This is a genomic window from Streptomyces sp. NPDC005303 (assembly GCF_040607335.1).
Lineage (GTDB): Bacteria > Actinomycetota > Actinomycetes > Streptomycetales > Streptomycetaceae > Streptomyces.
Genome location: NZ_JBEXGM010000001.1, coordinates 426,140 through 444,766 on the forward strand (window position 1 = coordinate 426,140; position 18,627 = coordinate 444,766).

Below are 18,627 nucleotides of genomic sequence, written 5' to 3' on the forward strand. Positions count from 1 at the left end.
CCACTCGCCCTCCCCTCTCTCAAGACCTCCCTGGAGTACCCCCATGTCCGAGATCAAACAGGAGTACGACTACGTCGTCATCGGCGGCGGAACAGCAGGCTCCGTCATAGCCTCCCGCCTCACCGAGAACCCCGACGTCACGGTCGCCGTCATCGAGGGCGGCCCCAGCGACGTCGGCCGGGACGACGTCCTCACCCTGCGCCGCTGGATGGGCCTGCTCGGCGGCGAACTCGACTACGACTACCCGACCACCGAACAGCCGCGCGGCAACTCCCACATCCGGCACAGCCGCGCCCGGGTCCTCGGCGGCTGCTCCTCCCACAACACCCTGATCGCCTTCAAGCCGCTGCCGTCCGACTGGGACGAGTGGGAGCAGGCCGGCGCCAAGGGCTGGGGCGCGGTCCCGATGGAGGCGTACTACGCCCGGCTGAAGAACAACATCGTCCCGGTCGACGAGAAGGACCGCAACGCCATTGCCCGCGACTTCGTCGACGCGGCCCAGAAGGCCCTCGAGGTCCCCCGGGTCGAGGGCTTCAACAAGAAGCCCTTCGACGACGGCGTCGGCTTCTTCGACCTGGCCTACCACCCCGAGAACAACAAGCGCTCCTCCGCGTCGGTGGCGTATCTGCACCCGGTGATGGACGAACGGCCCAACCTCACGATCCTGCTGGAGACCTGGGCGTACAGGCTGGAGCTGGACGGCACACGCGCGCAGGGCGTGCACGTACGGTCCAAGGACGGCCAGGAGACCCTGATCACGGCCCGCCGTGAAGTGGTCCTCTGCGCGGGCGCCGTCGACTCGCCCCGCCTGCTGCTCCACTCCGGCATAGGCCCCCGCGAGGACCTCGAAGCCCTCGGCATCCCGGTCGTCCACGACCTGCCGGGCGTCGGCGAGAACCTCCTCGACCACCCCGAGTCGGTGATCGTCTGGGAGACGAACGGCCCGATCCCCGAGAACTCCGCGATGGACTCCGACGCAGGGCTCTTCGTGCGCCGCGACCCCGAACACCCGGGCCCGGACCTGATGTTCCACTTCTACCAGGTCCCCTTCACCGACAACCCGGAGCGCCTCGGCTACGAACGCCCGGCGTACGGCGTCTCGATGACCCCGAACATCCCCAAGCCCAAGAGCCGCGGCCGCCTGTACCTGACCAGCGCGGACCCGGAGGTCAAGCCCGCCCTCGACTTCCGGTACTTCACCGACGAGGACGACTACGACGGCCGCACCCTCGTCGACGGGATCAGGATCGCCCGCGAGATCGCGGCGACCGAACCCCTCGCCGGCTGGCTGAAGCGGGAGGTGTGCCCCGGCCCCGACGTCACCGGTGACGAGGAGCTGAGCGAGTACGCCCGCAAGGTCGCACACACCGTGTACCACCCGGCGGGCACCTGCCGTATGGGTGCCGCCGACGACGAACTGGCCGTGGTCGACCCCGAGTTGAGGATCCGCGGCCTGGACGGTATCCGTATCGCGGACGCGTCCGTGTTCCCGACCATGACCGCCGTGAACCCCATGATCGGGGTGCTCATGGTCGGTGAGAAAGCCGTGGACCTGCTGGGAGGTGGTGCGTGATGAGTACGACCGCGACCATGGAGAAGCCGCCGACGACGGACAATCCGGTGTTCTCCGTCGACGGCCTGTGGAAAGTCTTCGGCCCCAAGGCGGAACGCGTCCCCGAGGACGCCGAGCTGTCGGCCCTCGCCCCCGCCGAACTGCGCGCGCAGACGGGCTGTACGGCCGCCGTGCGCGACGTGAGCTTCGACGTGCGCAGGGGCGAGGTCTTCGTCGTCATGGGCCTGTCCGGTTCCGGCAAGTCCACGCTGGTGCGCTGTCTGACCCGGCTGATCGAGCCGACCGCCGGCACGATCTGCATCGACGGCGAGGACGTCCGCGCGATGGACAAGTCCCGGCTGCGCGAACTGCGCCGCCACCGCGCCGCGATGGTCTTCCAGCACTTCGGCCTTCTCCCGCACCGCACGGTCCTCGACAACGTGGCCTACGGCCTGGAGATCCAGGGCGTCGGCAAGGCCGAGCGCCGGGCCCGGGCCGCCGAGGTCGTCAGCAAGGTCGGCCTGGAGGGCATGGAACACCGCAGGCCCTCCCAGCTCTCCGGCGGCCAGCAGCAGCGCGTCGGCCTCGCACGGGCGCTCGCGGTGGACCCGCAGGCCCTTCTCTTCGACGAGCCGTTCAGCGCGCTCGACCCGCTGATCCGGCGGGACATGCAGGAGGAGGTCGTCCGACTGCACCGCGAGGAGGGCCGCACGATGGTCTTCATCACGCACGACCTGAGCGAGGCGTTGAAGCTCGGCGACCGTATCGCCCTGATGCGCGACGGCAAGGTCGTCCAGCTCGGCACCCCGGAGGAGATCGTCGGCTCCCCGGCCGACGGCTATGTCCGCGAGTTCGTCCGGGACGTGCCGCGCGAACAGGTGATGACGGTCCGCCGGGCCATGAAGCCGGGCGACTGCGCGGGCCCGACCCACCCGGGCGCCCTCGCACCCGACGCCGTGGTCGCCGACGCGATCAAGGTCGTCGCGGGCAGCGGCCGACCGGCCTGCGTCGTGGAGAACGGACGGTGCCTCGGCGTCGTCGACCACGAGCGGCTGCTCGACGTGGTCGCCGGAACGGAACTCCGCGGAGGGGTGGCCGGAACGGAGCCCCGCAAGGAGGCCGTCTGATGGCTACCGTCACCGCGTCCGCGCCCCGCGCGCTGCCCACCGGTCTGCTCAAGCACCGGGCGGTCCACAAACTCCTGCTCATCGCCCTCGCCGCCGCGGTCCTCGTCCCCCTCGCCAACGCCCGCTGGGCCAGCGGCAGCTGGCCGACCGCCCTCACCGTCGACCTCACCAAGCCGCTGACCAGCGCGAGTGACTGGATCATCGACAACCGCGACAGCCACCCGCTGTTCCTCTACTTCTTCGGCTACGTCAGCAACGCCGTCGTGATCTCCGTACACGCCGTGTACGTCGTCCTGCTCGGCGCGGGCTGGGCCGGTGTCACCGTGCTCGGCGCCCTCGTGGCCTGGCGGGTCGCCGGCGTCCGGCTCGCCCTGGGCACGACAGCGGCGTTCCTCGCCTGCGGTCTGCTCGGCATGTGGGTCCCCACCATGCAGACCCTCGCCCTGATGGTCGTCGCCGTCCTCGCCTCGGTCGTCGTCGGCGTCCTGCTGGGCCTCGCCGCCGGGCTGTCCCGCCGGATGGACAAGACCCTGCGCCCGGTCCTGGACACCATGCAGGTCATGCCCGCCTACGCCTACCTCCTCCCGGTGGTCCTGGTCTTCGGCATGGGCGTGCCCGCCGCCGTCCTCGCGACCGTCGTCTACGCCGCCCCGCCCATGGCCCGCCTCACCGCACTCGGCCTCCAGGGCGCCGACAAGGAGGTGCTGGAGGCGGTCGAGTCGCTCGGCACCACCGCGCGCCAGCGGCTGCTGACCGCCCGTATCCCGCTGGCCCGCAAGGAACTCCTCCTCGGCCTCAACCAGACGATCATGATGGCGCTGTCGATGGCCGTCATCGCCTCCGTGATCGGCGCCGCCGGTCTCGGTGACCGCGTCTACCAGGCGCTGGCCTCGGTCGACGTGGGCGCGGCCCTCGCGGCCGGCATCCCGATCGTGCTGCTGGCCGTCGTCCTCGACCGGGTCACCGGCGCCGCGGGCGCGGCGGCGGACGGTGCCGATCGCCCGGCGCGCGCGGGATGGGCGTACGCCCTCGCCGGGGTCGTCGTCGCGGCGGTCGCCGGGCGGCTGCTGGGCCGTCTCGACTGGCCCGACGCCTGGACCCTGAACATCGCCGAGCCCGTCAACCGGGCCGTCGACTGGATGACCGACCACCTCTACTCCGGTGTCCCCGTCCTCGGCGGCACCGCCGACTGGGCGGGCCACTTCACCACCTGGGTCCTCGACCCCGTCCGCGACGGACTCCAGGGGCTGCCCTGGTGGTCCGTGCTGCTCATCGTCGCCACCCTGGCCTGGCTGATCGGCACCTGGCGCACCGCGCTCACCGCGGTCCTCGCCATGGCCGCGATCGGCGTCCTCGGCGTGTGGACACCCGCGCTGGACACCCTGTCGCAGGTCCTCGCGGCCGTCGCCGTCACCCTGGTCCTGGGCTTCGCGACCGCCATCGCGGCGGCCCGCAGCGACCGCGTCGAACGCATGCTCCGGCCCGTCCTGGACGTCTTCCAGACCATGCCGCAGTTCGTGTACCTGATTCCGGTCGTCGCGCTGTTCGGCGTCGGCCGCGCGCCCGCCGCCGCGGCGGCCGTCGTCTACGCGCTGCCCGCCGTCGTTCGCATCACCACACAGGGCCTGCGCCAGGTCGACCCGGCCGCGATGGAGTCCTCACGCTCGCTCGGCGCGACCAGCTGGCAGCAGCTGCGGCAGGTCCAGCTCCCGCTGGCCCGGCCCGCGTTGCTGCTCGCCGTCAACCAGGGCGTGGTCCTCGTCCTCGCCGTCGTCGTCATCGGCGGCCTGGTCGGCGGTGGCGCGCTCGGCTACGACACCGTCTTCGGCCTGGCCCAGGGCGACCTGGCGACCGGTCTGGTCGCGGGCGCCGCCATCGTCTGCCTCGGCCTGATGCTCGACCGGGTCACCCAGCCGACGGAACGCCGCACGGGGAAGGGAGCCTGACATGCGAGTACGTGCGATCGCGGGCGTCGGCGCCCTGCTGCTGCTCACCGGCTGCGGTGCCGCCGACATGACCAAGCAGGCCTCGCCCTTCGCCAACGCCCAGGGTGCCAAGTCGCTGACCCTGTCCGTCCAGTCCTGGGTCGGCGCGCAGGCCAACGTGGCCGTCGCCCAGTACCTGCTCGAACACAAGCTCGGCTACCGCGTCGACACCGTCCAGGTCGACGAGGTCCCGGCCTGGGACGCGCTCAGCCAGGGCCGGGTCGACGCCATCCTGGAGGACTGGGGACACCCCGAGCAGGAACAGCGGTACGTCAAGGACAAGAAGACGATCACGCCGGGCGGCGGACTCGGCGTGACCGGGCACATCGGCTGGTACGTCCCGACGTACTTCGCCAAGCAGCACCCGGACGTCACCAACTGGAAGAACCTCAACAAGTACGCCTCCCAGCTGCGCACCGCCGAGAGCGGCGGCAAGGGCCAGCTGATGGACGGCTCCCCGTCCTACGTCACCAACGACAAGGCGCTGGTGAAGAACCTGGACCTGGACTACCAGGTGGTGTTCGCCGGTTCGGAGGCCGCGCAGATCACCCAGATGAGGCAGTTCGCCAAGGAGAAGAAGCCCTTCCTGACCTACTGGTACGCCCCCCAGTGGCTGTTCGAGAAGGTCCCCATGACCGAGGTGAAGCTGCCCGCCTACAAGGAGGGCTGCGACGCGGACCCGGCGAAGGTCGCCTGCGCCTATCCGCACACCCCGCTCCAGAAGTACCTCAACACGGACTTCGCCAAGTCGGGCGGCAAGGCGGCGGCCTTCCTGAAGAAGTTCAAGTGGACGACCGAGGACCAGAACCAGGTCTCCCTGATGATCGCCGACCAGAAGCTGACCCCGGAGGAGGCGGCGAAGAAGTGGGTGGATGGCCACGAGTCCACGTGGAAGGCGTGGCTGTCCTGATCACTGTTCTCGCAGTTCGGCGGCCATCCCCCGCAGCGCCAGGACAGCCTGGTGCTGCAGCCCCGGCCCGAACGTGACGCGAGTGGCCCCGAGTTCACCGAGAGCGGTGGGTGAGGGGCCCTCGCCGTCCAGGTGCCCGAACATATTGATGGGCTCATGGATCCCGGACTGCTGCAACGGCAGTACGCCCGTCGGGGCGCCGATCGGACAGACGCAGTCGGCGCCCGCGGCGACGTACGGCGCGGCCCGCTCGATGGCCCGTTCGGGATGGCCGTCACCGTAGGAGAAGGTGTCCACGCGGGCGTTGACGAACAACCGGCCCCCGGCCGCGTACCGCACCTCGGCGAGCCGATCGGCGTGCTCGTCGCCGAGCTCGCCCTGCGGGCCCCGCGGGTCCACGCCCGCACCGCTGCCGACACCCCGAGGCCGTCGTCGAGCGGCACGACGCGCTCGTCGTGGGCTACGGGACACCGCCGGACCACGCCTGGTCGGGAGCGCTGGAGGCACTGTGCGCGGTGCTGCCCGAGTAGCGTCGCCGAATTCGACTGTTCACCATTCCTGAATAAGTTCGCGCGGATAGAGTCGCCCCATGAACAACAGCTCACCCATATCCCGTGTGGCCCTGAAGAAAATCACCCCCGACGTGTCCGCGGCGATGGGCTCCCTGCATGCCGCCGCCGTTTCCGCGGCCCAGGACGCCAAAGTCGAACCGGAACTCCTCGAACTGATCCGGATCCGCGCCTCGCAGATCAACGGCTGTGCCTTCTGCCTCGACATGCACACCAAGGACGCCCGCGCGGCCGGTGAGACCGAACAGCGCGTTTACGCCCTGAACGCCTGGCGGGAGACCCCCTTCTTCACGGCACGCGAGCGCGCCGCACTGGCGTTGACCGAGGCCGTGACCCTGGTGCACGACGGCCGGGTGCCGGACGCGGTGTACGCCGAGGCCGCGGAGGTCTTCGACGAGACACAGGTCGCGGCCCTGATCTGGGCCGCGACCGTCATCAACGCCTACAACCGGATCGCCATTGCCACACGGATGGCGCCGGGAGGTTATCAGCCGGCCAAGAAATAACGCCGAATACGGGTATCGGCAATTCCTGCCGATACCCGTCCGTGCGTCCGGTCTATCTATCCGGCAGTGGCTCCATGATGCCGTCCAGCCAGGCACGCCATTCCGGTGCGCGGGCCGCCGGTGCCGCTTTCAGTGACCCGCCCGTCCACCCCGTCACCGGCCGGATTCCGTGCAGCGCGTTCACCAGCCACACCTCCAGGCCGTCCAGCTCGGCCACGGTCCGCTCGCGGTGGGCGACGGGGATGCCCTCCCTCGCGGCCCGCTCCTGAACGAGAGCGACCGTCACCCCGGGCAGGACCGGAAGCCGGGGCGGAGGCAGGCACAGGGTGTCGTCCTCCCACCACAGCACGCCGGCGGTGGTCGCCTCCAGCACGCTGCCGGAGGGCGCGACCAGCACCGCCTCCTCCGCACCCGCACCGGACGCCCGCTCGCGCACCCGGGCGAGCGCGGCGAGGTCGGGCCCCTTGCGGCGGGGCACGCTCCGCGGGTCGTACTGGCCGGTCGCCCAGACCCGTACGGCGGCCCGGAGCGGGGGAGCCTGTCGCAGCAGCAGCCGCAACTCCTTCGCACCGCCCGCGAGTTCGACACGCGGGAACCACTCGCCCGTGCGGGGCAGCGCGTCGGTCAGGTCCCGCCAGAACTCCAGCAGTCTGCGCAACGGAGGTCCGTCCACCTCACCGCAGGCCCGCAGGAACCGCTCCCGGTGCCGTTCGAGCCCGCGCACCCGGCCGTCCCGCACCAGCCAGGAGTCCGCGACGAGGAGCGCTGCCGTCGTCTCCCCGGCCGGGGTCAGCCCACGGGCCGGTGACCACGCCGACAGCCCCTCCGCGATGACCGGTTGTGTCACAGCCGTCCCCCCTCAGTACTTGAGCCCGGCGTTCACCGGCGCCCCGTGCCGCGGCCCGTACGGCGCGTGCTCCAGCCAGGCGCCGCACCACGGCAGCACCGGAGCGAGCGCCGCCGCGGCCCGCTGACGGGCCCGGACGATCCGGCGCCGGGGCCGCAGATGGTCCAGCGCGGCACCGGCGGCGGCACTGTTGAACAGCGCCGCGGACCGCCGTACGGCAGAGAAGTCCTCGACCGTCCCGTCGGTGATGGCCTTCGCCGCGGCCGCCGCGTCCGCGATGCCGCTGTTCATGCCGCGCGCCCCGAACGGCGGGAAGAGATGCGCCGCCTCCCCGACCAGCAGCACCCGCCGGTGCGGATCGGTGAACGAGGCGGCCACCTTGCGCAGGAAGCGGTACGTCGACACCCACAGGACGCGCCCCCCGTACCCCTCGCCCACAACCCCCGGCAGCCAGCGCCGTACGGCCTCCTCGGTCCCCAACTCCTCCTCCAGGTCGTCGTCCCGGCACTGGAGGTCGACCTGAAAGCCGCCGGCGAACGGCACCCGCATCACGCTGCGGCCACCGACACCCGGATGCTCGTAGTGGAAGATCCGCTCGGGCGGCGACTCGGCACCCGGGGTGTGGGCCACATCGACGACCACATGGAAGCCCTCGCCCCGCTCGCCCTCCATGGCGATGCCCAGGGCGCCCCGCACGGTGGACCGGGCGCCGTCGGCGGCGACGGCGTACTCGCAGCTCCACTCCCGGCCGTCCCCGCAGCCCAGCCACACCCCGGTCGCGCTCGTGCGGACGCCCAGCACCCGTGCGCCCCATGCGAACTCCACGCCCGCCCGCTCGCACGCGGCCCGCAGAAAGCGCTCGGTGTCCACCTGGCGCAGGCTGGTGAAGGGCGGCGGGCCTTCACCCGGCGGATAGGTGCGGGAGTACACCTCGCGCCCCCGGTACAGCGTCCTCCTGGTCCGCCAGGTCTGCCCGAACGCGGTGATCTCGCCGGCCAGTCCCGGCCGCATCGCGTCGAGCAGGGCGAGGGTCTCCCGATGCACGAACAGGGCCCGGCTGCCGGGCCGTTCACGGTCCTTCGGGTCCGCCTCCAGCAGCACGACCTCCCGCCCGCGCGCCCGCAGCGCGAGCGCCGCCGACAGACCCACGGGCCCGGCGCCGACCACCACGACCGGTGTCACGCGCGTGCACCCTCCGCCAGCATCCGGGTGATCTCGACCCGCTTCACCTTCCAGGTCGCCGTCATCGGCAGTTCCTCGAACCGCCACTGCCGAGGCTCGGCCATCACCGGCAGATCCGCCGTCGCCTCCCGCCAGCGCTCGGGGTCCAGCGGCCGCTCCCCGCGCACGCACACCACCGGTACCGGCTCCCGGTCCGCACCCGGCACGATGACGACCTCACGCAGCTCCTCCAGGCGTTCCATCAGGGTGTCCTCGACCTCCAGATTGCTGGGCACGGAGTCGATCCGGTCGATCTCCCGGTCGGTCAGATGCAGGGTGCCGAGGCGGCTGCGGTAGCCCATGTCGCCCATCTCCCACCAGCCGTCGTGGAGTTGACGGTCGTAGCGGTCCTGCGAGCCGAGGTAGGTGAGGATGCGGCCCCTGGTCCGGGCCTCGATACGGCCGCTCGTCCCGGCGGCGACCCGCTCCCCGTCCGGCCCCGTCACCCGCACGCGCGTGAAGCCGGGTATGCCGATCCCGACCCGCCGCCCGTCCGCGCGTGCCGCACTGCGCCGCGTGAACCACTGGAAGGCCACCGGCCCCGTCTCACTCTGCCCGTACAGCTGGATCAGCCAGGGCGTACGGCGCTTCGAGGCGTTCAGCAGGCGCCGTACCGTACGCGGATGGATCGCGTCGAACGTCGAGCCGTACGACCGCACCCGCGACAGCGGAGCGCCCGGCGCGTCGGCCAACTCCTCCCACAGCACGAAGGTGTTGGGATGCGTCTCCACGATGCCGGGCCGGTGCCGGGTGAAAAGCGGCCCCACGGCGGCCGGGTCCGGGTCGGTGATCAGCACCAGCGGGCTGCCGAAGTGCAGCAGGACGCCGAGCAGGTGGTAGAAGCGCGAGTGCACGAACGACATGTGCAGCGCCGCGGTCTCCCCGCGCGTCGGCCAGCCCATCGCCTTCTGCGGTACGAGCCGGTTCCACATGGTGTTCGCGCAGTGCACGGCGAGCTTGGGCAGGCCCGTGGTGCCCGAACTGTGGGTGATCAGCGCCGGTTCGCGGGGGTGCAGCCGGACGGGGGGAGGCGGCTCGGTACCGGCGTACCGCTCAAGGGGCTCGGCCCCCGGCGCGTCGTCCACGGCGAGGACCTGCCGCACCCGGAGTCCGACCCCCTTCAGGGGTCCCTCCAGCTTGGCCCGGTCGGTGACCAGCCACGGCTGCCTGAGCCGCTCGATCAACTCCCCGACCACCTCACCGGCCAGGCCGGGGGAGAGCAGCACGGGCACGGCGCCGATACGGGAGACCGCGCAGGTCAGCAGCACGATGTCGACGTTGTCCGTCTTGTGCACGACCACCTGCTCGGAGGGCCGCACCCCTGCCTCCCACAGGCGTCCGGACAGTTCCTCCACGACCTCCGCCAGCGCCGGGTAGCTCAGATCGACACCGAGGGCGGGGTGGGTGTCCAGCGGCCGGTCCAGGGTGACGAAGACGGCGCCGTGCCGGTCGGCCGCCCGGCGGAACACCGGGCCCAGGTAGAACCCCCGGTCGGTGAAGGGGGGTTGCTGATCTCGCATGGGGCCGTTCCTCTCTGCGGTGCCTTTACTGTGCTGGTGCTGGTGCTGGTGCTGGTGCTGGTGCTCGTGCGGTGTGTGCGAGACGTGGTCACCAGGCGCCCTGGCGCACCAGATGCCGGCGGAGCTTGCCGGTCGGGGTGCGGGGGAGCGACGGGACGAGGCTCACGCTTCTGGGCACCTTGAAGGCGGCCAACTTCTCGCGGGCCAGCCGGAGGAGGTCCTCCTGGAGGCTCCCGTCGGGGACCGGCGCCGCGGGGACGACGAACGCCCGCAGCCGACTGGCCCCGCTCCCGTCGGTGACGGCCACGACCGCGATCTCCCGCACCGCCGGGTGGGCACGCAGGACGGCCTCCACCTCCAGCGGGGAGACGGTGATGCCGCCGACCATCTCCATGTCGTCGGCGCGACCCAGATGCCGGTAACTGCCGTCCGGCTCGCGGACCGCCCGGTCGTGGGTGGCCAGCCAGCCGCGCACCAGGGCGCGCCCGGTCTCCTCGGGCCGGTTGAGATAGCCGGGGGTCACCGTCGGGCCGCGCACCCACAGCTCGCCCTCCGTGCCGTCCGGGACCGGCTCCCCCGCGCGATCGCGCAGCTCCACCTCGAAGCCGGGCACGGGGCGGCCGACGGTGCCCGGGTGGTTGTGCTCGAAACTGTTGGCGCAGAAGGCGTGCCCTGCCTCGGTGGAGCCGATCTGTTCCAGCACCGGCGCGCCGAGCAGTTCCGCGACCCGTCTCCCCAGCTCCTCCGGCAGCCCCTCACCCGCCGACACCGCGGCCCGCACCGAGGCGAAGCACGCCCCGTGCTCGCTGCCCCGGTCGGCCACCAGCGCGGCGTACGCCGACGGCACCGAGTAGAGCAGGGTCACCCGGTGCCGGACGACGAGTTCGTCGACGGCGGCCGGGGTCGGGCGCCGGTCCACCAGGACCGCGGAGGAACCGGAGAACAGGGGGAAGACGAACGCGTTCCCGAAGCCGTACGCGAAGTACAGCTTCGACACCGAGAGGGTCACGTCGTCCGCGGTCACCCTGAGCAGCCGCCGCCCGATCAGATCGTGGTACGCCTTCGGGTCGCCGTGCGTGTGCACGACCCCCTTGGGGCGGCCTGTCGTCCCCGACGTGTACTGCACGTACAACGGCGTGTGCGCGTCGACCGGGTGGGCGGGCGCCGGCTCGGCGCAGGCGGTGAGCGCGAGCAGCTGGTCGGCGCCGAGCCGGGGACGTTCGGCGAACCGGTCCTCCAGGCCCGGCCCCGTCAGACACAGCGCGGCCTCGGCGTCCGCGGCCATGAACGCGTGCTCGGCCGCGGGGAGTTCGGGGTTCACCAGGACGGCTACGGCGCCGAGCCGCGCGACGGCGAGAAAGGCTGTGACCCAGGCGATCCCGTCCGGCAACGCCAGCACCACCCGGTCACCCGGCCCGGTGCCGTGACCGGCGAGCACGGTCGCCGCCCGGGCCGCGAGCGCGTGCACCTCACCGTGTGTCCAGGCCCGGTGGCCCTGGTGGAAGGCGGGCCGGCCCACCCAGCCGCGCCGCTCGGCGAGATCGGCGAGCTGGGCCGCGAGATTACCGGGGGCGCCGAAGCCGGCCGGGGACAGCACGTTCTGCGCGGTCGTCATCGGGCCGGCTCCTCGGTGACGGTGTGCCCTTGGCGGGCATCCGCGCGGACCGTCGCGTGCCGTCGCGGCTCCGCCGTCCGTTCCGCGGTGTGCAGGTGCAGGGCTCTCATCTGGGCCGCCGTCTTCAGCAGCATCTCGTCGTACTCGGCCACCGGATCGGAGTCGAGGACGATCGCGCCCCCGGCACCCAGCTGCATCAGCCCGTCGGCGAACACGGCCGTACGGATCACGATGTTGAGATCAGCGCCCCCACTGCACCCCAGGTAGCCGAGAGCGCCGGAGTAGACCCCGCGGGCCTCGGTCTCCAGGGAGCCGATGATCTCCATGGTGCGCAGCTTCGGCGCCCCGGTCATCGAGCCGCCCGGAAAGCAGGCCCGCACGCACTGCACCGCGTCGATCCCCTCCCGCAGCCGCCCCTCCACGGTGGACACGAGCTGGTGCACGGTCGCGTACGTCTCCGTGGCCATCAGCCGGGTCACCCGCACCGACCCGGTCCGGCACACTCGCCCCAGGTCGTTGCGGAGCAGGTCGACGATCATCAGGTTCTCGGCGCGCGTCTTGGCGTCCGCCGCCAGCGCTTCCCGCAGCCGGGCGTCCTCCTCCGGTCCGGCCCCGCGCGGGGCGGTGCCCTTGATGGGCCGGGCTTCGGCGATCCCGTCCCGCGTGATCCGCAGGAACCGCTCGGGCGAGGAACCGGCCACGTCGACGTCCTCGAACCTCAGGAACGCGGCGTAGGGGGCCGGGTTGACCCGGCGCAGCACCCGGTAGAACTCGTACGCGTCCGGCGGGGCGGGTAACCGGGCCGCGTTCGTCAGGCAGACCTCATAGCTGGTGCCGGCCCGCAGCTCACGTGCGCAGGACTCGATGTCGGCGAGATAGTCCTCCCGGTCCCGCACCAGCCACGGCTCGGCGGCGCCGAGATCGGGATCGGTCCTCGCGGCGGGCAGAGTGAGCGCGTTGGGCGTGATGGGCGCGTTGGGCGCGTTGGGCGCCGACAGCGCCGGTGCCGCCGCCCGGTCCGGCTCGGTGGCGACGAAGGTCAACTCGGCCAGCGCCCTCTCCAGCCAGTCCTCCGCCTCCCGGGCGGCCTGCGGGGTGTCCTCGGCGAGGCAGACCGCGTAGGTGAACCTTTTCAGATGGTCCACGGCTATCAGCCGGTCGGCGAACAGCCAGCAGGCGTCCGGGACGTCGGAGTTGTGCCGGTTCGGCGATCCGCAGTCGGCCTTCGTCTCGTAGCCGAAGTAGCCGACATAGCCGCCGGTGAAGTCGAAGGGCAGACCGCCGCCGTCCACCCGGCGGCTCGTCAACTGCCGTCCCAGATAGTCGAAGACGCTCGCCGCGACCTTTCGCGTCGGCCGCCCGGCCCGCTCGATCTCGCACCGGCCGCTCTCGACGTCGTACCGGACGAACTCCGCGAGCGGACCGCTGTCGTCGCCGAAGAACGAGAACCGCGACCGCCCCTCCTCGACCAGTGCGCCGTCCAGCCAGAACGCCCGCCGCGATGCCGCGTACATCCGGGTGAAGGCGGCCTCCGTGTCGACTGCGCCGGCGATGCGCCGAGTGTGCAGCCGATAGGCGGGAGCGGCGGCCCGGCGGGGGCGCGGGACGACCCGTGCGGGCCGGGGGATCACGGCCTCGGGCGGGGGCACCGCCGTGTTCTTCGTACGCGTCCTGCGGGCCAGTTCCGCCGTGAGGTTGCGGAAGTTGACGAGCATGCGGTGGCCGTACTCGGTGAGCACGGACTCCGGATGGAACTGCACGCCCCACAGTGGCCGATTGCGGTGTCTGAGCCCCATCAGCACACCGTCCTCGGCCCAGGCGGTGGCCTCCAGCGTCGGGGGGAGCGGCTCGGCCACGGCCAGCGAGTGGTAGCGGACCGCGGTGAAGTCCTGCGGCAGACCCCGGAACAGGTCCCGTCCGTCGTGCCGGACCGCCGACAGATACCCGTGTCGTGGCTCCGGGGCGGGCTCCACCCGAGCACCCTCCCCGAGCGCGATGCCCTGATGCCCCAGACAGACGCCCAGCACCGGGATCGACGACTCGGCGAGCACGGCGGTACTCAGTCCGAAGTCCCGCGGTTCGGCCGGGTGCCCTGGTCCGGGCGAGATCACGACATTGTCGAACCGCGCGAGGTATTCCCCGAGATCGGGAAGGCTGCCGAACGCGTCGTTGAAGACGACATGCGGTTCCTCACCGTTGACCTCGGCGACCAGCTGGAACAGGTTGTACGTGTACGAGTCGTAATTGTCGATGAGCAGGGTCTTCACCCGCCCACCTCCCTCGGTTCGTGCCGGACCTATGCGGTCCGTCTTTTGTGCCGTCCGCGAAGTGCCTGGAGCGGCGGATACAGCCATTTCCTGAGGAAACGCTGAAGCCGGGGCATGAGAATCCAGGTGACGAGAGCCGTCACACACAGGCACAACAACAGCGTGCGGACGAGCGGATTGAGTCCGCCGAGATAAGGAAGAACGATCAGATTGAACAGGAGCACCGGCGGAAATACCGCGCTCATGTTCACGAACCACAGTTTCCATTTCGCCGGCGGGGCGGGCGCCTGCGGTGTGGTGGTCTGGGAGTCGAACCACGTCTTGGAGCCCCGCACGCTTCTGCGCTCGGTCTGCTGGGCGAAGCCGACCGTCCGGCCGTCCCACTGGGTCCCGGCGGTCGAATCCTCCCAGGCCCGGGCCGTTCCCTCGCTGGCGAAGCGATAGACCACATGCCACTCCGCCTCTCGGTCGACAAGGACGCCACCCCCAAGGAAGCCCGGCTGCTGTGAACTCGCGGCCAGCATGGCCCACCCCCAGGAGTGGAAGTCGGCCTCACGGCCCGGCACCACGTGATAGGCCACGGTGACGGTGACGGGATTGCTACTCACGCCGTCGTATACGCAATGCCTTCACATCACGTTCAAATATTCAACGAAGCTTTTTCGGCTGTCCGGATCGTGACTCTTTATCGCCCTTTCGGTCGGCATGGCTCACTCTGTCGAGCTGTACCGCCAGTAACTCAAGCAATCCTTTACGGAATTCGGGAAGTTGATTGCGGCACGGAATCCGCCGGCGCCTCCCCGAACCTGGCCAGCGCCAACGCCCCCGCGACAGCCACCGCGAAACCCAGCACCGCCACCCACGCCAGCCCCTCCCGGGTACGGTCCCCGAGCCACACCACCCCCACCAGCGCCGGCCCGATCGTCTCCCCGATCACCATCCCGGCGGTCGCCGTGGTCACCGACCCCCGCTGCAGCGCCGAAGTGAGCGACACAAAGGCCGCGCCACCGCCGACGAGGAGCGCGTACGCCGCCGGATCGGCCACCAATGCCGACGGCGCCAGCGAGTCGATCAGCCGCACGGCCACCTCGACCACCCCGAACCCGAGCCCGGCTCCCAGCCCGAGCGCCAACGCCCGCCCGCGGTCCGGCAGTCGCCCGCCCAGCAGCGCGAGCGCCAGCACCGCGAGTGCCGTCGCGAGCATCACGTACTTCAAGGCCGCAGGGCCGTCCCGGTCGCCCTCCGTCCCGGACGCGATCCCCAACAGCGCCATACCCGCGCACACCACCCCGACCGCGCCCCACTCACCCCCGTTCAGCCGGACCCGCAGCAGCCGCGCCGACACCACCGCGGTCACCGCGAGACTCGACGCGAGCGCCGCGCCGACCGCGTAGATCGGAATCGAACGCAACGCGGCGATCTGCAACAGGAACCCCACCCCGTCCAGGGCCAGCCCCGCCAGATACCGCCACTGCCGCACCGCCCGCAGGAACAGCGTCACCGCGAACGCCGTCCCCTCGCCGTCACCGCCGCCCGCGTCCGCCGCCCGGGCCGCCATCGCCTGCAGCACGGTCGCCGTCCCGAAGCAGACCGAGGCACCAAGAGCACACACCATTCCAAAGAGCACGAAGTGACCCTAGGGGAGGAGGTGAGAAGCGGGTTGCCTCCGGACCGGCTCTTACCAGAACCCCAACACCGTTCGGGGCGTTCGGCTGAACATGAATGCTGGCGACAGGACTCACTCCCGCTCAGTCTTCAGGAACGGTTCGGCGGTGGACCTCCGACCCCGACCAGATCGACCACCTCGCCGACGGCCTGTTCCGACGTCCATCGCCGCCACCGCCCCGAGGCACGGAACCCGCGGCCCGGCCCCGATTCCGTCGCTCGCATGGTGGACGCCGCACAGGTGTCCTGCGACGTGCCCGGTAGGCTGGCCGACAGGCCGTGACTGGCGCGCTGGGATGGGACGGACCATCGGGGAGCGGCCTGTGAGTGACCAAGTGCCGTGCGCCTGGGCCGAACCGTGATCCGTGACCGCTTCAAGCCACGCAGCCCGGAGGCCGCCATGTCAGAGCAGCAGCCCCTGTCCACCGAGTCCACGGCCTTCCGCGCCGCCCTCGACGTGATCCGCGCCGTCGAGCCGCGCGTCGCCGACGCCATCGGCCAGGAGGTCCACGACCAGCGCGAGATGCTCAAGCTGATCGCCTCCGAGAACTACGCCTCCCCGGCCACCCTCCTCGCGATGGGCAACTGGTTCAGCGACAAGTACGCCGAGGGCACCATCGGCCGCCGCTTCTACGCCGGCTGCCGCAACGTCGACACGGTCGAGTCCCTCGCCGCCGAACACGCCAAGGAGCTCTTCGGCGCCCGCCACGCCTACGTCCAGCCGCACTCCGGCATCGACGCCAACCTCGTCGCCTTCTGGTCCGTCCTCGCCCAGCGCGTCGAGGTCCCCGCCCTGGAGAAGGCCGGCGTCCGCCAGGTCAACGACCTCTCCGACGCCGACTGGGCCGAACTGCGCCAGGCCTTCGGCAACCAGCGCATGCTCGGCATGTCCCTGGACGCCGGCGGCCACCTCACCCACGGCTTCCGCCCCAACATCTCCGGCAAGATGTTCGACCAGCGCTCCTACGGCACCGACCCCGCCACCGGCCTCGTCGACTACGACGCCCTGCGCGCCTCGGCCCGTGAGTTCAAGCCGCTGATCATCGTCGCCGGCTACTCGGCCTACCCGCGGCTCGTGAACTTCCGGATCATGCGCGAGATCGCCGACGAGGTCGGCGCCACACTCATGGTCGACATGGCCCACTTCGCCGGTCTCGTCGCCGGAAAGGTTCTCACCGGCGACTTCGACCCCGTCCCGCACGCCCAGATCGTCACCACCACCACCCACAAGTCCCTGCGTGGCCCGCGCGGCGGAATGGTGCTGTGCGACGACTCTCTCAAGGACCAGGTCGACCGCGGCTGCCCGATGGTCCTCGGCGGGCCGCTCCCGCATGTCATGGCCGCCAAGGCCGTCGCCCTCGCCGAGGCCCGGCAGCCCTCCTTCCAGGACTACGCCCAGCGGATCGTCGACAACTCCCGCGCCCTGGCGGAGGGCCTGATGCGCCGCGGCGCCACCCTGGTCACCGGCGGCACCGACAACCACCTCAACCTGATCGACGTCACCTCCTCCTACGGCCTCACCGGCCGCCAGGCCGAGGCCGCGCTGCTCGAGTCGGGCATCGTCACCAACCGCAACGCCATCCCGGCCGACCCCAACGGCGCCTGGTACACCTCCGGCATCCGCATCGGCACCCCCGCCCTGACCACCCGTGGTCTCGGCACCGCCGAGATGGACGAGGTCGCCGGCCTCATCGACCGTGTCCTGACCACGACGGAGCCGGGCACCACCAAGTCGGGCGCCCCGTCCAAGGCCCAGCACATCCTGGACCCGAAGGTCGCGGACGAGATCTCCCACCGGGCCACCGACCTCGTGGCGGGCTTCCCGCTGTACCCGGAGGTCGACCTCGGCTGACACACGTCCTCTCTTGAGTTGTCAAAGACCGGCGATTCCTAGAGATCGATGAGTTCCTGTCGTGGCTCATCCCGCGGCGGCCCGGCTCCCGGCCCGGCCGCCGCGCGGCGTATCAGCCGCGTGCCACCGACTCCCGCCGCGAATCCCACGACGAGCCCCGGCACCGCCCACCACACGCCACGCTCCGGGCCCGTCGAACGCCTCGAGCCGTCGTCCCGCTCCTCGACGGCACCGCCCGCTAGGCCCGCCCGGTCCAGCCGGTCGAAAACCGCCCGGGGCGCCCGGTGCCAGCGGATGTCGTCGTCCTCCCGCTCCGGCGCCGGATCCGAGCGCACCCACGGCGTGCCGTCCCCGGCCAGGAACAGCTGGTCCTCCCGCGTCACCGCCACATCACCACCCGGCGCCGAATCCGTCCGAGGCCAGCCCCCGACCCCTGTCAGCCCCCAGAAGACGGTGAACCGCACCGGCGGATAGCGGCCCTCCTCCCAGGTGTCCGAGATCCGCTCTGTGCCTGTGTACGTCGGCTGCAGCAGCTGCCACAGGCGGGTGAAGTACGGTTCGTCGGCCCGTACGGTCTGCGCCCGGCTGGAGCCGCCGGTGACGACCATCGCCAGGTCGGGCCTGTCCAGGCCCGCCTCCCGCGTCGGCGGTGCCGCCGCGTCGGCCGCAGGTGCGGCGAGCACGGTCACCACCGCAGCTAATGGTGCGAGCGCCGCGAGCGCCCTGCACGGCCCGCGCCGCAGTCTTGCGAGTCTGTTCCGCACTGCCATCCCCCTCGATCGACTCAGCCTCGCTTCCTCAAGCTCGCGAGCACCTCCTTTCGTCACACATCGCGTATTTCCTGGCGCGTCCCCGGCTCTCCGCGCAAGCGGTCCCGCGGCTTCCGCGCCGCGAACGGAACTGCCTTCAACGCACCCAATCCCGCAGCCAGTTCACGGCAGCGGCCCCTCCGCCCGCCCACACTCCGCTTCATACCGAACCCCCACCGGAC

At 71.4% G+C, this 18,627-nt stretch carries 14 protein-coding genes, 1 pseudogene and 1 riboswitch; of the genes and pseudogenes, 6 read left to right on the forward strand and 9 right to left on the reverse strand.

What is annotated here, in order from left to right; genetic code table 11:
* Nucleotides 1-43 precede the first annotated feature (43 nt).
* From ABZT93_RS02030 to ABZT93_RS02045, 4 genes are read left to right on the forward strand one after another with little or no spacing between them, the layout of a single operon-like run.
* Nucleotides 44-1,573, forward strand: coding sequence for a GMC oxidoreductase (locus ABZT93_RS02030; RefSeq protein ID WP_356097454.1), 1,530 nt, complete (start codon nt 44-46; stop codon nt 1,571-1,573).
* Nucleotides 1,573-2,679 (forward strand): glycine betaine/L-proline ABC transporter ATP-binding protein, encoded by a 1,107-nt coding sequence (locus ABZT93_RS02035; RefSeq protein WP_356097457.1) that lies wholly within the window; start codon nt 1,573-1,575, stop codon nt 2,677-2,679. Before ABZT93_RS02030 ends, ABZT93_RS02035 begins: the two co-directional genes overlap by 1 nt.
* Entirely contained in the window at nt 2,679-4,625 is a 1,947-nt protein-coding gene (locus ABZT93_RS02040) for an ABC transporter permease subunit (protein WP_356097459.1), read from the forward strand. The genes ABZT93_RS02035 and ABZT93_RS02040 overlap by 1 nt, the downstream gene beginning before the upstream one ends.
* A 1-nt stretch (nt 4,626) precedes the next feature.
* Nucleotides 4,627-5,574, forward strand: a complete 948-nt coding sequence (locus ABZT93_RS02045; RefSeq protein ID WP_356097462.1) for an ABC transporter substrate-binding protein — start codon at nt 4,627-4,629, stop codon at nt 5,572-5,574.
* On the opposite strand, the pseudogene ABZT93_RS02050 reads toward ABZT93_RS02045, so the two are convergent.
* Nucleotides 5,575-5,952, reverse strand: a pseudogene (locus tag ABZT93_RS02050) (isocitrate lyase/phosphoenolpyruvate mutase family protein); the annotation flags it as partial.
* A 211-nt stretch (nt 5,953-6,163) separates the two neighbouring features.
* Here ABZT93_RS02050 and ABZT93_RS02055 point away from each other — a divergent pair.
* Nucleotides 6,164-6,649: a carboxymuconolactone decarboxylase family protein gene (locus ABZT93_RS02055; protein ID WP_356097465.1), complete on the forward strand. Its 486-nt coding sequence runs from the start codon at nt 6,164-6,166 to the stop codon at nt 6,647-6,649.
* A gap of 52 nt (nt 6,650-6,701) precedes the next feature.
* On the opposite strand, the gene ABZT93_RS02060 is transcribed toward ABZT93_RS02055, so the two are convergent.
* From ABZT93_RS02060 to ABZT93_RS02090, 7 genes are all read right to left on the reverse strand, one after another.
* Complete coding sequence (locus ABZT93_RS02060; protein WP_356097468.1) at nt 6,702-7,496, reverse strand: aminotransferase class IV; 795 nt, start codon at nt 7,494-7,496, stop codon at nt 6,702-6,704.
* A 12-nt stretch (nt 7,497-7,508) separates the two neighbouring features.
* Nucleotides 7,509-8,678 (reverse strand): FAD-dependent oxidoreductase, encoded by a 1,170-nt coding sequence (locus ABZT93_RS02065; RefSeq protein WP_356097471.1) that lies wholly within the window; start codon nt 8,676-8,678, stop codon nt 7,509-7,511.
* Nucleotides 8,675-10,237 (reverse strand): AMP-binding protein, encoded by a 1,563-nt coding sequence (locus ABZT93_RS02070; protein ID WP_356097474.1) that lies wholly within the window; start codon nt 10,235-10,237, stop codon nt 8,675-8,677. Before ABZT93_RS02070 ends, ABZT93_RS02065 begins: the two co-directional genes overlap by 4 nt.
* Nucleotides 10,238-10,325: 88 nt before the next feature.
* A complete protein-coding gene (locus ABZT93_RS02075) occupies nt 10,326-11,852 on the reverse strand; it encodes an AMP-binding protein (RefSeq protein WP_356097477.1) in 1,527 nt (508 codons plus the stop codon).
* Nucleotides 11,849-14,119 carry an aminodeoxychorismate synthase component I gene (gene pabB / locus ABZT93_RS02080; RefSeq protein ID WP_356097480.1) on the reverse strand — a complete coding sequence of 757 codons (2,271 nt, stop codon included), beginning with the start codon at nt 14,117-14,119 and terminating at the stop codon, nt 11,849-11,851. Before pabB ends, ABZT93_RS02075 begins: the two co-directional genes overlap by 4 nt.
* Nucleotides 14,120-14,148: 29 nt before the next feature.
* Nucleotides 14,149-14,727 (reverse strand): hypothetical protein, encoded by a 579-nt coding sequence (locus ABZT93_RS02085; protein WP_356097483.1) that lies wholly within the window; start codon nt 14,725-14,727, stop codon nt 14,149-14,151.
* A gap of 143 nt (nt 14,728-14,870) precedes the next feature.
* A complete protein-coding gene (locus tag ABZT93_RS02090; protein WP_356098413.1) occupies nt 14,871-15,734 on the reverse strand; it encodes a hypothetical protein in 864 nt (287 codons plus the stop codon).
* A 319-nt stretch (nt 15,735-16,053) separates the two neighbouring features.
* Nucleotides 16,054-16,143, forward strand: a riboswitch (ZMP/ZTP riboswitch).
* Between the two features lie 41 nt (nt 16,144-16,184).
* On the opposite strand from ABZT93_RS02090, the gene ABZT93_RS02095 reads away from it, so the two are divergent.
* Nucleotides 16,185-17,636 carry a glycine hydroxymethyltransferase gene (locus ABZT93_RS02095; RefSeq protein WP_356097486.1) on the forward strand — a complete coding sequence of 484 codons (1,452 nt, stop codon included), beginning with the start codon at nt 16,185-16,187 and terminating at the stop codon, nt 17,634-17,636.
* Nucleotides 17,637-17,674: 38 nt separating this feature from the next.
* On the opposite strand, the gene ABZT93_RS02100 is transcribed toward ABZT93_RS02095, so the two are convergent.
* Nucleotides 17,675-18,319, reverse strand: coding sequence for a hypothetical protein (locus ABZT93_RS02100; protein WP_356098416.1), 645 nt, complete (start codon nt 18,317-18,319; stop codon nt 17,675-17,677).
* Nucleotides 18,320-18,627: the final 308 nt, after the last annotated feature.